The 15,099-nt window shown below is 70.4% G+C and carries 11 protein-coding genes; 7 read left to right on the forward strand and 4 right to left on the reverse strand.

All coding sequences use genetic code 11. The annotated features are described in order from the left end of the window. The 6 genes from VIW71_RS23235 to VIW71_RS23260 all read left to right on the forward strand — a co-directional run. Positions 1-973: DUF4139 domain-containing protein (locus tag VIW71_RS23235; protein ID WP_331624488.1), on the forward strand; the 973-nt coding region annotated here is incomplete at its 5' end. A 3-nt stretch (positions 974-976) separates the two neighbouring features. Beyond that, positions 977-2,596, forward strand: a complete 1,620-nt coding sequence (locus tag VIW71_RS23240) for a mucoidy inhibitor MuiA family protein (protein WP_331624489.1) — start codon at positions 977-979, stop codon at positions 2,594-2,596. A gap of 591 nt (positions 2,597-3,187) precedes the next feature. Next, the gene (locus tag VIW71_RS23245; RefSeq protein WP_331624491.1) at positions 3,188-5,341 is read left to right on the forward strand and encodes an alpha-galactosidase; all 2,154 of its coding nucleotides are present in this window, start codon (positions 3,188-3,190) and stop codon (positions 5,339-5,341) included. A 3-nt stretch (positions 5,342-5,344) separates the two neighbouring features. Next, entirely contained in the window at positions 5,345-6,310 is a 966-nt protein-coding gene (locus VIW71_RS23250) for a carbohydrate ABC transporter permease (RefSeq protein ID WP_331624492.1), read from the forward strand. A 19-nt stretch (positions 6,311-6,329) separates the two neighbouring features. Continuing rightward, positions 6,330-7,241, forward strand: coding sequence for a carbohydrate ABC transporter permease (locus VIW71_RS23255; RefSeq protein ID WP_331624494.1), 912 nt, complete (start codon positions 6,330-6,332; stop codon positions 7,239-7,241). A 14-nt stretch (positions 7,242-7,255) separates the two neighbouring features. Then, a complete protein-coding gene (locus VIW71_RS23260; protein WP_331624495.1) occupies positions 7,256-8,605 on the forward strand; it encodes an ABC transporter substrate-binding protein in 1,350 nt (449 codons plus the stop codon). Positions 8,606-8,704: 99 nt separating this feature from the next. On the opposite strand, the gene VIW71_RS23265 is transcribed toward VIW71_RS23260, so the two are convergent. Together VIW71_RS23265 and VIW71_RS23270 are read right to left on the reverse strand one after the other, a co-directional pair. Beyond that, positions 8,705-9,967 (reverse strand): ATP-grasp domain-containing protein, encoded by a 1,263-nt coding sequence (locus tag VIW71_RS23265; RefSeq protein WP_331624496.1) that lies wholly within the window; start codon positions 9,965-9,967, stop codon positions 8,705-8,707. A 17-nt stretch (positions 9,968-9,984) separates the two neighbouring features. Then, a complete protein-coding gene (locus VIW71_RS23270; protein WP_331624498.1) occupies positions 9,985-11,268 on the reverse strand; it encodes an ATP-grasp domain-containing protein in 1,284 nt (427 codons plus the stop codon). 299 nt (positions 11,269-11,567) lie between these two features. Here VIW71_RS23270 and VIW71_RS23275 point away from each other — a divergent pair, with 299 nt between their 5' ends. After that, positions 11,568-12,830 carry an MDR family MFS transporter gene (locus tag VIW71_RS23275; RefSeq protein ID WP_331624500.1) on the forward strand — a complete coding sequence of 421 codons (1,263 nt, stop codon included), beginning with the start codon at positions 11,568-11,570 and terminating at the stop codon, positions 12,828-12,830. A 53-nt stretch (positions 12,831-12,883) separates the two neighbouring features. On the opposite strand, the gene VIW71_RS23280 is transcribed toward VIW71_RS23275, so the two are convergent. Both VIW71_RS23280 and VIW71_RS23285 read right to left on the reverse strand, forming a co-directional pair. Beyond that, positions 12,884-13,885, reverse strand: coding sequence for a helix-turn-helix domain-containing protein (locus VIW71_RS23280; protein ID WP_331624501.1), 1,002 nt, complete (start codon positions 13,883-13,885; stop codon positions 12,884-12,886). Between the two features lie 122 nt (positions 13,886-14,007). Next, positions 14,008-15,099 (reverse strand): hypothetical protein (locus VIW71_RS23285; protein WP_331624502.1); only part of this gene is annotated, 1,092 nt, incomplete at its 5' end.

The raw sequence follows: 15,099 nt of genomic DNA on the forward strand, positions 1-15,099 counted from the left end.
CGCCCCGCCCCGGTCGGCCGCTGTGCCGGCCCCCTCGCCCGGCGCGCTCCGGGCCCGCCACGCCGGTCACGACTTCGCGGCAGCCGCGCCCGGCGTGCCGCCGCACGCCGTACCGCCGCTGGACGCATCACCCTCCGCGGACATGCTGGACTACAGCCGCCTGACGATGACGGGGCCCGACGCGGCCGAAGGACGGGGTACGCTGCGCCCCGGCTCCACCGGGACACACGCGCTCGTCGCGGAACACCGCCGACGCGCCGACACCGTGGCCCGGCTGGCCCGTCCGGCGCACGCAGTGGACGTACGGGTATCGGCGGGCTCGTTCGACTACCGTTTCGACACAGCGGCCCCGGCGGACGTCGAAGCCGACGGGCTCTGGCACACCGTGCCCGTCAGCGAGGTACCGGTCCGGACGGAGTTCGAGTACGTCTGCGTCCCGGCGGTCGACCAGTCGGTGTTCGGTACCGTCCTGGTGACGAACACCTCCTCGCACGCTCTGCTGGCCGGGCCCGTCGACGTCATGGTGGACGGCGACTTCGTGCTCACCGCCTCATTGCCGACACTCGCCCCCGGGCAGCGGCAGGCGGTCGGCGTGGGCGTGGCCGAAAGTGTCCGGGTGGCGCGGCGGACGCACATGCGCGAGTCCACGGCTGGGCTGCGGGGTGGTACGACGGTGCTCGACCACACCGTGGAAGTCGGGGTCGCCAACCGTCTTCCGTATCCGGTGGTCGTCGAAGTACGCGAGCGCGTGCCGGTGTCGACCGACAAGGACGTCCGCGTCGAGGAGCACCCGGCCCAGCCACCCTGGGGGGAGCCCGACCGACCGCTCGGCGGCCAGGAGAGCTCCCGCGTCCGCGGGGCACGCGTCTGGCGCGTCGAGTTGGAATCGGGCCGGACGACGACTCTCACCGGAGGGTTCGAGATCCGCCTGCCCGTGGGGAAAGCCGTCGTCGGCGGGAACAGGAGGAACTGAACCATGGCCGCCGAGGAGGACGATGTCTTCCTGCCGATCACCGTCGTGACATGCATGGAGGACCGCGCCCAGGTCGAACGCACCGGCACCGTGCAGCTCACCGCCGGGGTACGGCGACTGCGCATCGGCCCGGTCACGCCGCTGACCGTGGACCGCTCGCTGCGCGCGGAGTTCTCCCCCCGAGCCGGTGGGACGGCGGCTTCCGGCAACCCCCGCGTGCTCGACGCCCGCGTGGTGCGTACGTATGCGCCCGCGCCGCCCGGCGAACCGGGACGGGACGCCTCCGGACTGCGCCGCGAAGTGCATGAGCTGGGACGGGAGATCGACGACGCACGGCTGCTGCAGCAGCGGCTGGAGAACTCCCTCGCCGTGATCGGCCAGGCCAAGGCCGACCTGTATCGCGACATCGTGCAAGGCGCGGGAGCGGGCGACGCCGATCCCGAGCGCTGGACCGACCGGCTGGAGCGAGTCGACCAGGAGGCCGAGCCGCGCATCGGGGAACTGCACCGGCTGCGCCGGCGCCTGCACGATCTCGGCGAGGAGCTGGCTGAGGCCCGGCAGGCGCTGGCAGACGTGGAGAGCGAGCCGCAGAAGCTGACGGCGTACGTCGACCTCGTGGTCGAGGCGGACCACGCCGGACCGGCCGAATTGCGCGTGACGAACCTGGTGCCGTGCGCTCTGTGGCGGCCGGCCTACCGGGCGACGCTCGCTGCGGACCGGCAGTCGGTCATGCTGGAGACCGACGCCTTTGTGTGGCAGGACACGGGGGAGGACTGGAACGCGGTGAGACTGTCGCTGTCCACCGCCCGTCCCACTCTGGCCGCGAGCCCCCCGGCGCTGACCGAGGACGTGCTCACGCTGCGGGAGCGCTCGGCGGAGGAGCGGCGCACGGTGGAAGTGAGCGTGCGCGAGGAGGAGATCCGGACCGTCGGCGGCACGTCGCCCGCCGGTGCGGGCGGCTCCGCCCCCGGGCTGCCAGGCCTGCACGACGGCGGCGCCGCGCGCGTGCTGGCGGCGCCCCGGCCGGTCGGCGTCCCCTCGGACCGGCGGCCTCACCGGGTGCACCTGTCGTCCTTCACCGCGTCGTGCCGGGCCGAGAACACCTGTGTGCCGGAGCTGTCGCCGCTCGTGGTGACCACCGCCCGGTTCGCCAACACATCCGGCCACGTGCTGCTGGCCGGGCCGGTGGACCTGGTACGGGGCGCGGGGTTCGCCGGCCGAGGGGAAGTGGCGTTCGCCGGCATGGGCGAGGAGGTCAGGCTGGCCTTCGGCAGTGAGGACACCTTCCGGGTGGTACGCCACGTCGAGGAGCGCCGTGACACCGCCGGGCTGGCCGGTGTCAACCAACGCACCGTGATCACCCGGCAGGTGCGGCTGTTCGTGTCCCGGCTCGACGCGCCGGACGGCGGCGGGAAGCAGGAGGTGGTGGTCTGTGAGCGCGTCCCGGTCTCGGAGGTCTCAGCGGTCGAGGTGCGGGTGCGTGCGGAGTCCTCGCTCCCGGAGCCGGACGAAGTGAACGCCGAGGGCATTGTCCGCTACGTCCTGCGTCTGGGGCCGGGCGACAGGCGCGAGATCGACCTCGTCTACGACGTCACGGCGTCGAGTGCCGTAACGGGCCTGTGATCGGGACGGATCCCACCTCTGCCGCCCCTGCGCCCGTACAACCCGGGCTCTCCGCCCGGCGTTCGGGGCAGGCACACCCAGTGGCGGCGGGCTCATCGGCGTGACCACAGCCGTGGCCACGACGACGCCGATGGACGCGACCCGGCCATCGGCGAACACGGTCGGCGCGCTTCCTGTGAACTTCGGCCCAGCACATGACGACAGACCGCCGAGGCGGTCCGGAACACTGACCCGCGGTCCGGGGGACCAGACGGGGACCAGCCGCCGCCGCTCGTGAGCGAACCGTGCGAACTCCCGCGAAGTACGCGCTGATTCCGTCCCGAACGCGTGAGTTCCCGTTCCGCCTCGCGACGAGGGGGATCGAGGCGGCGCAGGTTCGCATCCTGCCGTCCCGACCTTGTGCGCAGTCTGCCTGTGTCGCCCAGTGGACCGCGATCAACCCGGTCGCTTCCGCCATGGCCGGCTCCACTGGATCAGTAACGCTCGGGTAACGCTACTGACGCGAGGGGTTGACGCAACAACAACAGTAAGCAACATTTTCGCACAACGAGATCCGACGAGTTTTGACATCAGCGCAAGGAGGCGCCGACGGTGATCACACCGACCAACCGCATGGGCGGCATCACGCATCTGAGGGCGGCAGGTGTGAGCCTGGTGCTCGATCTGCGCGGCACCGGGCTCCCCACCGTCGTGCACTGGGGGGCCGATCTCGGGGACATGGCGCAGGACGAGCTGGCGCGGTTCGCCGACGCCGTCACCCCACCCGGGGCCGCAGGCATGCACAACGTCGTCCCCCGCCCCGGTCTGCTCGCCGAGCACGGTGGCGGCTGGCCGGGCACGCCCGGGATCACGGGCCACCGTGACCGCGGTGACTGGTCGCCTTTGTTCGCTCTTGAGTCCGCCGAGGCCACCGACCGCGCGGTGCGCATCCGGGCCGGCGATCCCGTCGCCTCGCTCGGGCTGCTGCTGGAGGCCGAGATCACCGGCGACGCCGGGCTGCTCCGGCTGCGCGCGACCGTCACGAATGACGACGCAGGCCGTCACTACACCGTGGACGGCCTGCTGCTGACGCTGCCCGTGCCCCAGCAGGCCGAGGAACTGTTCGACCTGACCGGCCGCTGGGGCCGCGAACGCCACCCGCAGCGCCAGCCGTTCACCATCGGTTCCCGGGTCCGCGAGTCCCGCAGCGGCCGCACCAACCACAACGCCGCCCTCGTCCTCGCGGCCGGTACCCCCGGATTCGGCTTCGGGACCGGCGAGGTCTGGGGCATGCACCTGGGCTGGAGCGGCAACCACCGCGTCCTGGCCGAGCGGCTGTCCACCGGCCAGGGCGTCATCGGCGGGGGCGAACTGCTGTTGCCCGGCGAGAAGGTCCTCGCCCCCGGCGAGGAGTACACCACCCCCTGGCTGTACGCCTCCTACAGCGACCAGGGCCTGGACGGGCTCTCCGCCCGCTTCCACGACCACCTGCGCGCCCGGCCGGGCCACCCGGCCACCCCCCGCCCGGTGGTGATCAACACCTGGGAGGCCGTCTACTTCGACCACGACCTCAGCAAACTCAAGCACCTCGCGGAGCTCGGTGCCGAGGTCGGCGCCGAGCGCTTCGTCCTCGATGACGGCTGGTTCCGCCACCGCCGGGACGACCACGCGGGACTCGGGGACTGGTACGTCGACGAGGGCGTTTGGCCGAAGGGCCTGCACCCCCTCGTCGACCATGTCCGCACCCTGGGACTGGACTTCGGCCTGTGGTTCGAACCCGAGATGATCAACCCGGACTCCGACCTGGCCCGCGCCCACCCCGAATGGATTCTCGCCACCGGTGGCCGTACCCCGGACGACATCCGCAACCAGCAGGTCCTGGACCTCACCCATCCCGAGGCGTACGCCCACATCCTGGAGCGGATCGACGCCCTGGTCGGCGAGTACGGCATCAGCTACCTCAAGTGGGACCACAACCGCGAGCTGGTCGACGCCGGCCACTGGCCCGACGGTGAGGCCGCAGTCCACCGCCAGACCCTCGCCGTGTACGCCCTCATGGACGAACTGCGACGCCGCCACCCGGGCCTGGAGATCGAGTCCTGCTCCGGCGGGGGCGGCCGGGTCGACTTCGGCATCCTGGAGCGCACCGACCGGGTCTGGGGAAGCGACTGCATCGACGCGCTGGAACGCCAGTTCATCAACCGGTGGACCCAGCTCCTGCTGCCGCCCGAGCTGATCGGCTCCCACATAGGCGCCGGCCGTTCCCACACCACCAGTCGCACCCACGACCTCGCCTTCCGAGCGGGCACCTCGCTCTTCTCGCACCTCGGCATCGAGTGGGACATCACCAGCGCCACCGACGGCGAGCGCGCCGACCTCGCCCGCTGGGTCGCCCTCTACAAGGAGCTGCGGCTCCTGCTGCACACCGGCCGGGTCATCCGGATCGACCAGCCCGACCCTGCTCTGTGGGCCCACGGCGTCGTCGCCCGTGACCGCTCCGAGGCCGTCTTCGCGCTGGCCGCCGTCGCCACCCGCGTCACGGTGCTCCCCGGCACCGTACGGCTTCGCGGCCTCGACCCCGAGGCGACGTACCACGTGGGGCCCCTGCCGCCCGGTGACCTCGCCCCGGGCATGGACCGCGGCACCCCAGCCTGGTGCACTCCCGAAGGCGTCACCTTGCGCGGCAGCGTCCTCGAACGGGCCGGCATCGCGGTTCCCAGTCTTCACCCGGAACAGCTCGTGCTGCTCCGCCTGCGCAGGGTGTGAGCCATGGCCTCCACAAGCACCTCCGCGACGACCACGGCCCCGGAGACGGACGTCTCCCGGCGCCGATCCCCGCGCGCCCCGAAGCGGACCGGCCTGGCCCGGGCCCGCAGGCGGGAGACCGGTGTCGCGCTGCTCTTCCTGGCGCCCGCCCTCTTCGGTTTCCTGGCCTTCTACGCCTGGCCGACCGTCCGCGGCTTCTACCTCAGCTTCACCGACTACGACCTGCTCACCGGGCCGAAGTTCACCGGGCTGGACAACTACCGGCGGATGATCGACGACGGCGTCTTCTGGAACTCCCTGCGCGTCACGCTCGAGTACGTCGTCATCAACATCGCCGCGCAGACCGTCGTCGCCCTGGCGCTGGCCGTACTCATCCACCGCCTCACCACGTCCGTGGTGCTCCGCGGCGCCATCCTGCTGCCGTACCTGGTCTCCAACGTCGTCGTGGCCCTGGTCTGGTACTGGATGGCCGACTACAACCTCGGCGTCATCAACAGTGTTCTCGGCTGGATCGGCATCGCACCGCAGGGCTTCTTCGGCGATTCCGACCTGGCCATCCCGACCATCGCGCTGGTCAACACCTGGCGCTTCATGGGCTATACGGCGCTGTTGCTCTTCGCGGGGCTGCAGATGATCCCACGGCACGTGTACGAGGCGGCCTCCCTCGACGGGGCCTCCGAGTGGCGGACCTTCTTCTCTGTCACGCTGCCGCTGCTCCGCCCGGTGCTGGCCCTGGTGCTGGTCCTCGACGTCATCGGTTCGTGGCAGATCTTCGACACCGTCGCGGTGACCACCAAGGGCGGTCCGGTCAACGCCACCCGGGTCATCCAGTACTACATCTACGACCAGGCCTTCACCCGTTTCAGTTTCGGATACGCCTCGGCCATGGCCGTCGCCCTGTTCGTCATCCTCGTCGGTCTCGCGGTCGCGCAGTTGAAGCTGCTGCGCGCGGGCGACTCCGACCAGTAGCCGTCAAGGAGTTCTCGACATGACGAGTCCTCAGTTCTCCGGAGGCGGCAGCAAGCCGGGACTGCGGCCGGGCCGCATCCTGGCGTGGCTGGTCCTGTGGGCCTTCATCCTCATCACCCTCCTGCCCTTCGTGTGGATGCTGCGCACCGCGCTGTCCGACAACAAGGAGCTGTTCACCGATCCGGGCTCCTGGCTGCCGGTCGGGTTCACCTGGGGCGGCTTCAAGCGCGTGCTGGGCCTGTCGTCCTTCGCCGAGGCGCAGGCGCAGGGCGGCTCGGGTGCCTCCCTCAACTTCTGGGTCTACCTGCGCAATTCGCTGATCGTGTCCACGGTCATCACGGTCTGTCAGGTCTTCTTCAGCGCGCTGGCCGCCTACTCCTTCGCCCGCCTGCGCTGGCCCGGCCGCGACAAGGTCTTCTTCGCCTTCCTCACGGCGCTGATGGTGCCGCCGGTCTTCACCATGCTGCCCAACTTCGTACTGATCAAGAACCTCGGGCTGCTCAACACCTATGCTGCCGTCGTCGCGCCGTTCCTGTTCATGACGCCCTTCGCGGTCTTCTTCCTCCGGCAGTTCTTTCTCGGCATCAACCGCGAGATCGAGGAGGCGGCGATGATCGACGGCGCCGGCCACCTGCGGGTCTTCTTCCGCATCATCCTGCCGATGAGCTCCGCGCCGATGGCGACGCTCGCGATCCTCACCTTCATCAACGCCTGGAACGAGTACTTCTGGCCGCTGCTGGTGGGTTCTGAGGACAGCGTACGGGTCCTCACCGTCGCCCTCAGCGTCTTCCGCGCCGCCACCCCGCAGACCGGCCCCGACTGGTCCGGACTCATGGCCGCCACCCTGGTGGCCGCGGTCCCGGTCGCCCTGATCTTCCTCGCCTTCGGCAAGAAGATCGTCAACTCCATCGGATTCTCCGGCGTCAAGTAAGGACGGTGCAAGCGATGCAAAGAATTCTCACCGCTTCCGCGGCCCTGCTCGCCGGAGCTCTCACGCTCACCGCGTGCGGCAGCGGCGCCGGTGCCGCAGGCGGCGCGACCACCGTCACGTACTGGCTCTGGGACGCCAACCAGCAGCCCGCCTACCAGAGATGTGCCGACGACTTCGAGCAGAAGAACCCCGGCATCCACATCAGGTTCGAGCAGCGTGGCTGGGACGACTACTGGCCGGGCATCACCTTCGGCCTGGTCTCGGAGTCCGCGCCCGACGTCTTCACCGACCACCTGGCCAAGTTCGGAGACCTGGCGCGCCTGCATCAGCTCCTGCCGCTCGACACGTACGTCGAACGCGACAAGGTGTCCCTGGACCAGTACGCCCCCGGCCTGGCCGACCTGTGGGTCTCCCCGGAGGGCGAGCGCTACGGCCTGCCCAAGGATTGGGACACCCTCGCCCTCTTCTACAACACCGACATGATCAAGAAGGCGGGCCTCACCAGCGCCGACCTCAACCACCTCACATGGAACCCCGAGGACGGCGGCAGCTACGAGAAGGCCATCGCCCGTCTCACCGTCGACCGCAACGGCAAACGCGGCGACGAGCCCGGTTTCGACAGGAAACACGTCCGGGTCTACGGCATGTGGATGGACGCCTCCAGCACGGTCGGCGGCGGCCGAGGCCAGACCCAGTGGAGCATGTACGCCAACACCACCGGCTGGCAGTACATGAACCAGAATCCCTGGGGCACCCGCTACCACTACGACGACCCGCGCTTCCAGCAGACCATCGCCTGGTACAAGAGTCTCATCGACAAGGGCTACATGCCCTCCTTCGAGGTCACCAAGGGTGTCCAGTGGAGCGACCAGCTCGCAGCCGGCCGCACCGCCACCGCCACCGGCGGCAGTTGGATGATCTCGACCGCCTACGGCTACAAAGGCCTCCGCGTGGGCATCGCGCCCACCCCCGTCGGACCGGACGGACGGCGGGCCAGCATGTTCAACGGCCTCGCCGACTCCATCTACAAGGGCACCAGGCACCCGGAGGAGGCCTGGAAGTGGGTGAAGTACCTCGCCTCGTCCGACTGCCAGAACGTCGTCGCCGCGCACACCGTGGTCTTCCCCGCCATCAACACCGCGTGGCGAGCCACCCAGAAGAACTACGCCGCCAAGGGCATTGACGTCTCCGCGTTCACCGACCACGTGCGCGACAAGACGACCTTCCTGTATCCCATCTCCGGTCACGCCGCGGACATCGACGCCGTCATGGAACCCGCCATGGAATCCGTCCTCACCGGCCAGTCCCCGGTCTCCTCACTGACCAGGGCCAACCAGCAGGTGAACGACCTCTTCCGGAAGTAGGTCCGGCGGCGGCGCCCGCGCGCCGAAGCGGTCCCGGGTCATTTCCCGGGACCGCTTCGGCATTGTGCGCGCTCACCGACCGTTCAGGCGTCCGCAGGGTCAGACGATGAGAATGTCCAGCTTGCCGTCCAGGTCCTCGGCTATGCGTTCCAGGCGGTCGATGTCGGCCGGTTCACGGTAGGGGCCGGCGACGGCCAGGGAACCGGCGAACTGGTACCAGCCCTCCGGCGGGGGCTGGAGGACAGCGCCCGGCTTGGCGGCGGTGAGGTAACTGCGGTAGTACGGGGAGTGAGCGACCTCTCCCGCGTTGTTGCGCATCAGCACCCCGTGCCGGTACGCGTACTTGATGCAGGTGGCCATCCGCGGTGCGCTGCGGGGCAGTTCCCCCGCCCACACCTGCTCCTCCAGCGCCGGGTCGCTGCCGAGCAGCCGCGCCTTGAGGAACAGCCGGACCGGGTCGAGGGAGTAGACGTCCCGCAGGCACCGGTAGTTCTGGCCGCCGGACAGCCGGGTGCTGAACTCGATCACCCGGTAACGGCCGTCCCTGTCCTTGCGGAACTCGGCATTGAACAGGCAGTGGTCCACGCCCAGCCCGTCGATGATGCCCTGGCTGAGCGCGGTCAGCTCCGGCTCCTCCTCGGGGGTGCGGAAGGGCAGGGTGTAGTAGTCCTCCTCGAAGTACGGGCCGCCCATCTGCATCTTGTTGGTGACGCCCGCAAGGTGGAACTTACCGAAGAGCACCACACCGTCCAGGGTGACCTCCGTGCCGGGCAGGAACTCCTCGATGAGCCCGATCGGCTGCTTCTGGTCGGCCAGGAAGTAGCTCTCCCAGTCCGCGGCCAGCACGGCGATCTCGTTCAGGCCGGCCCGCAGTTCGGCCTCGTCGCGCGCGAGCGTCACGCCGATGCTGGCCGACAGGTAGGTCGGCTTGACGATCATCGGGTAGTCGAAGCCGGCCGCGGTCCGCAGCCCGCCGGCCACCGGGTCGGCCGACTCGACGGGAGCGAACCGGGGGGCGGGCAGCCCGTGCTTCACCAGGAACTCCCGCTGCAGCCGCTTGTCCCGGCTGATCATCTCCGTCTCGGGGTCGGCCCACGCGTGCCCCAGGGCGCGGTTGACCATGGCGGTCACCACGAGGTCGCTCTCGTAGAACGTCAGCGCCATGCCGATGCCCCGCTCACGGGCGGTGTCCACCAGGTGGTCCACCGTCTCGTCCAGGCTCATCGCGGACCGCAGCGGGACCACACCGGCGAACCGGCTGTCCCGCTCCGAGCCCGGCACCGAAGTGGCCAGGTGGATCTCGACGCCGAGCCGCAGCAGCGCCTCGATGTGGTCGGCGTTCCACCCGTAGGTGTTCCGCATGATGAGTAGCACCTTGGTCACTGCACTACCTCGCCTTCCCCTTGCTCTTCCCCGGTGTCCCCGGCCGGCCCGGCCGACGGCTCCGCCACCGGATCGATGCGGATCGTGATCGCGTCGATCATCTCCTCGCACAGCCGCACCGCGGACCCGGTGTCCTCGCCGACAGCGATGACCTGGCCGCAACGGCCCCAGTTGGAGCCGGGATCGACGACCGTGCCGGGTGCGACCGTGATGTCGAGCGCCAGGACGCCGGCGTGTTCGCGGACCGTGTCGTCGCCCTCGACCGCGGTGACCGTGCCGGGCCGCCCGCCGAGGAACCGGGTGGCGGCCGCCCGGATCAGCGGGGGCCTGGCGGGCAGCGGCTCGCACAGGCCGAACGGGACGCCGACGGTGAGCAGTTCGAAGTCGACTCCGTACGCCGCCTCCAGCAGGTCCACGATGCGGTCGCCGCCGATGCGGTTGTGGCCCTCGATGATCTTCGGGCCGTCGGCCGTGAGCTTGACCTCGGTGTGCGACGCCCCGTCCCTGAGGCCGACCGCGTCCAGCAGCGTGACCGCGCACTCCTCGACGCGGCGGGCCGCGTCCGGGTCGAGCCGGGCCGGCTGGGCATGTCCGAGTTCGATGAAACCGTTGGGGTCGGTGAGCTTCTCGGTGATCGCCACGACCACGTGCCGTCCGGCGAAGCTGAACGCCTCGACGCTGTACTCGGGTCCTTCGATGTACTGCTCGACCACGTGCGGCCCGACGGTGAAGAACGATCCCCACGGCAGGTCGGTGCGGGCCCGCAACTCCTCGATCCGCCGCCAGACCGCGGGGATCTGGTCGGCCGAGTCCACCTTGTGGACGCCGAGACTGGCGGTGATGTCGGCGGGCTTCACCACGATCGGGAAGCCGTGCTCGGCGCCGAAGGCGCGGATGGCGTCCTCGTCCGCCGCTTCCGCGGCGGCCACACTGACGGCGGCCGCAGCGCCGCCGAGGCCGGTGAGGTGCCGGCGCATGGCGAGCTTGTCCTTGAGCAGATGGGCCGTGCGGTACGAGGTACCGCCGAGTCCGAACAGGTCGTTGATCCGGCCGACCGGTTCCAGTCCGGGCTCGGTGAGGGTGATCGCCTTGGTGAACCCGTACTCCCCGTGGGCCTTGGCCAGTACGGGCTGGACGGCCTCCCAGTCGGTGTAGTCGGCCACGAACACCGCGCGGGCCCATTCGCTGACCTCGGGGACGAGGTGGTCGTGGTGCTGCACCAGCACCACGTCGATACCCAGTGCCGCCGCTTTGCGTACGGTATCGGGTCTGCCTCCCACGACCAGCAAAGTCCCCGCAACCGGGGATGGTTCCTTAGCCATAGCCCGGATACTCGCCGAAGCGGCCGGATGAGCGTTATGCCGAGAGCTGTCCGCAAAATGCCATGGCCGCCAAGGGCCGCACCGGACGCCGGACGGGTGGTCAGTAGGTGCCACGTCGTGAGTAGGACAGCTGCGGCAGCGGTGCGGCGGGCGGCACCGGTCCATACTGGGCGTCCCGAAACGGTGGTTGAACGGCGGCCACCCTGATGCGGTGGCCGGAGACCGGTCAGCCTTACCCGAGGAGCTTGATCCCGAGCATGCCCGGCGACTCCACCTCTCTCTTCCGCCGCATCCTCGCGCTGCCGAGGCCGGCGTGGGTCATCTGCATCGGCATGTTCGTCAACAAGTTCGGCAACTTCCTCAACGTCTTCCTGATGCTGTACCTGACCGCCGAGGGGTACTCCACATTCCTGGCGGGCCTGGCGCTCGGCGCGATCGGGCTGGGGAGTTTCTTCGGCAACGCGGTGGGGGGCACGCTCGCCGACAAGGTGGGCCGCCGCTGGGCGATCGTGCTGTCGATGTTCGGCACCGCGGGCTTCACCCTGATCGTGCCGGTCCTGCCGGACATCTACAGCACGATCGCGGTCTGCCTGGTGATCGGTTTCTTCGGCCAGCTCTACCGCCCGGCCGGCGGGGCCATCCTGGTGGACACGGTGGACGAGGGGGAGCGCATCGCCGCCTTCGGGCTGCTGCGGCTGGCGATCAACCTGGGCATGTCCGTCGGCCCGCTGGTCGGCGGCATCCTGAGCAACGTCTCCTACACCTACCTGTTCGTCGGCAACGCCGTCACGTCGTTCCTGTTCGGCCTGCTGGTGCTGGTGCTGCTGCCGGAGACCCTTCCGCAGCCGCACGAGGACGGCGAGGACGGCGCCGCGGCGAAGGTGCCGGACCGCGGCTACCGGGATGTGTTCGCCGACCCCGCGATGCGCCTGTACATCCTGTCGATGATCGCGGCGACGTACGTCTACACGCAGACCACCGCGACGCTGCCGCTCCAGGTGCGGGACTCGGGCCTGAGCGCCACGTTCTACGGGCTCCTGCTCGGCATCAACGCGTTCGTCATCGTGCTGGTGGAGCTGCCGTTGGTGAAGTACACCGAGTCGCGGGACTTCCGCAGGGTGATCGCGCTGGGCCTGGCGCTGCTCGCGGTGGGCGTGGGCGCGTCCGGTCTGGCGGCGGACAAGGCCATGCTGATCGTGACGGTGCTGCTGTGGACGTTCGGCGAGATGATCTACACCCCGGTGGCCACCTCGCTGCCCGGCCTGTTCTCCCCACCGCACCTGCGCGGGCGTTACCAGGCGACGGAGGGTATCGCGATCACCGTGGCGCAGACCGGCGGGCCGGCCCTGGGCGGTTTCCTGTACGGGCACAGCGCCGGCCTGCACTGGGGATCGTGCGTGGTGCTGGCGCTGGTCGGCGCCGGGCTGATCCTCGCCATCAAGCAACGCGGCAACTCGGACACCGCGCAGGCGCAGCCCGCGCTGCAGAAGGTCGCCGAGGCGGACACCGGGGCGGCGTGAAGGGGGGTGCGGGACCGCCGTGGCCGTGCGCGGTCCCGCACCACCCGCTCCCCTCAGACCGCTTGGGAGTCGGAGTGCATCAGGCCGAGCTGGGCGACGCGTATACCGGCCTCGAAACGGGAGCGGGTGCCGAGCTGGCGCATCAGCCGGGCCATCATGCGCCGCACCGTGCGCAGCGAGACACCGAGCTTGCGGGCCACCGCCTCGTCGGTCATGCCCTGGGCGAGCAGGGACAGCACGGCCTGGTCGGTGGCGCCCAGTTCGCCGTCGGCCGCCGGTTTCCCGCCGCCTATCGGCTGCCCCTCGCTCCACGCACTGTCGAAGATGTGGAGGAACGCGGTCAGCAGCCCCTTGCCGCTGACCACCATGGCGCTGTCGTGGGTGGTGTCCGGATCGATCGGCAGCAGCGCGGTGGACTGGTCGAAGATCACCATGGGCAGCGGCAGCAGCGGCGAGACCCGCACCTGCGCGCCCTGGTCGACCAGCCAGGAGACATGCGAACGCACCTGCGGGTGGTTCTTGATGCTCTGGAGGTACATGGCGCGTAGCGCGACACCCCTGTTCAGCGCGGCCTGTTCGACCTCCCGGCTGGGCTCCAGACTGTCCCGGGTCTGCACGTTCACGCTGAAGGTGACGATCTCCGAGACCGACGCGGCGGCCAGCTCCTCGATCCGGGTGTGGATGGCATCCACTCCGGTCAGGTATTCGATCTTCCCCTCGTTGCCGACGGACCGCCAGCACGAGTACTCGTCGGCGAAGTCGTCGACGGCGGTTCGGGCCCGTTCGATCTCGCGGCGGCGGGCGTCGAGTTCGTCCTCCTGATCCTTGATCAGCTGGCGGAGCCCTATCTCCGGGCTGACCGCGTGCAGCAGTCCTGGATCGGCGTAGCGCGGTCGGATCAGCGACAGGCGTTTGAGCTGATCGATGATGTCTGCCACCTCTGCCCGGTCGACGCCCAGTTCCTCGGCGAGTTCGGCCATGTCGAGGTTCGGCCGGTGCAGCAGGACCCGGTAGGCGGACAGGGACAGCTCATCGAGCCCGAGCAAGTTCAACACGCAGTCTCCCCGGCGGTCTTCCTGACGCCCTCACGCGGGCCCATGGGGAGGTTAGTTCAGATCATGAACACCGACCATCGATTCGTTACTTTTCACGTACGAACATGGTCGGCTCGTCGATCTCAGCCGGCGCCCGGGCCAGCTGCCAGGAGAACCCCCACGGCGAGCAGACCGGCCGCCGCCAGGGCGCTGAGCAGCCGGGCCGTCGTGGCACCGCCGCGCAGGCAGGCCGCGCAGGCCAGCAGGTAACCGGTCAGCGTGGCCGACGCGGGCCCGGCCAGGAGGCCCGCCGGACCCAGTCCGAGCGCCGCGCCGCCCAGCGTGACCGCCAGGCACCAGGCGCCCACCGAGGCGGTGGCGGTACGGTCCCCGGCCACGCCGAGCGTCCGCGCGAACTGGGCCGCGGCGGCCACGTTCGTCAGGCAGTAACAGGCCAGCAGTAACGCCGCGCATCCCGCGGCGGCGTGATCCAGGCCGTTCAGCGCGGCCGGACCGTGCGACCCCGGATCGCCCAGCAGCAGCGCCAGGCCGAGGAAGACCACCGCGACCCCGGACGCGCCCAGCCCCACCGACGCCATCAGGCGGCGGCGCGTGCCCGCCCGGGCGGCGAGGCGGGCGCTGCCCTCCCAGCCGACCCCGGCGAACAGCAGCAGGAAGACCGCCGCGGCCGGCCAGTGCGTGTCCGGAACCAGCCCGGCGGCCCGGAACAGGCCGGGGCGGGCACAGCAGTACCCCGCCAGTGCCAGCGTGACCAGCGACCGCAGCCGCCGTGCCCCGGGGCCGAGCGTCACTCCGCCGAGGCAGCCCGCGGTGGCGGCGGCCAGTACCAGCGCGGCCGAGGCGAGCGTCACCGCCGGACGCGTGGCATCCCACACGAGGGCCGCGAGACGTCCGGCGACGGTCGCCAGCGCGGCCTGGCCGACGACGAAACCGCACAGGTAGACCGCGACCAGCGCGGTGCCGGCGCGGCGGCCGAGGACCGCGCCGGTCAGTCCCGCGATGGACGCCGGAGCCGCGGGACGGGCCAGGGCCAGGGCGCCGAGCGCCGCGCTGAAGACGGCACCGAGCAGCAGGTGCACCGCCCAGGCGGCCGGGGCGAAAGCCCCGGCCAGCCCCGCGGCGATCGGCGGGACCACCAGCATCCCGGCGCCCAGCACGTTCTCGGCCAGCGCCGACCCCAGCCTTCCGGCACCGTCGGCCGCACCCCGGCCCCC

The sequence above is a fragment of the Streptomyces sp. genome, from assembly GCF_036524955.1.
GTDB lineage: Bacteria > Actinomycetota > Actinomycetes > Streptomycetales > Streptomycetaceae > Actinacidiphila.

What these genes read in the sequence shown, in the direction of transcription:
- VIW71_RS23240 (WP_331624489.1), top strand. Translation starts at nt 977, where the DNA reads ATGGCCGCCGAGGAGGACGATGTCTTCCTGCCGATCACCGTCGTGACA.
- VIW71_RS23250 (WP_331624492.1), top strand. Translation starts at nt 5,345, where the DNA reads ATGGCCTCCACAAGCACCTCCGCGACGACCACGGCCCCGGAGACGGAC.
- VIW71_RS23255 (WP_331624494.1), top strand. Translation starts at nt 6,330, where the DNA reads ATGACGAGTCCTCAGTTCTCCGGAGGCGGCAGCAAGCCGGGACTGCGG.
- VIW71_RS23260 (WP_331624495.1), top strand. Translation starts at nt 7,256, where the DNA reads ATGCAAAGAATTCTCACCGCTTCCGCGGCCCTGCTCGCCGGAGCTCTC.
- VIW71_RS23265 (WP_331624496.1), bottom strand. Translation starts at nt 9,967, where the DNA reads ATGCGGAACACCTACGGGTGGAACGCCGACCACATCGAGGCGCTGCTG.
- VIW71_RS23275 (WP_331624500.1), top strand. Translation starts at nt 11,568, where the DNA reads ATGCCCGGCGACTCCACCTCTCTCTTCCGCCGCATCCTCGCGCTGCCG.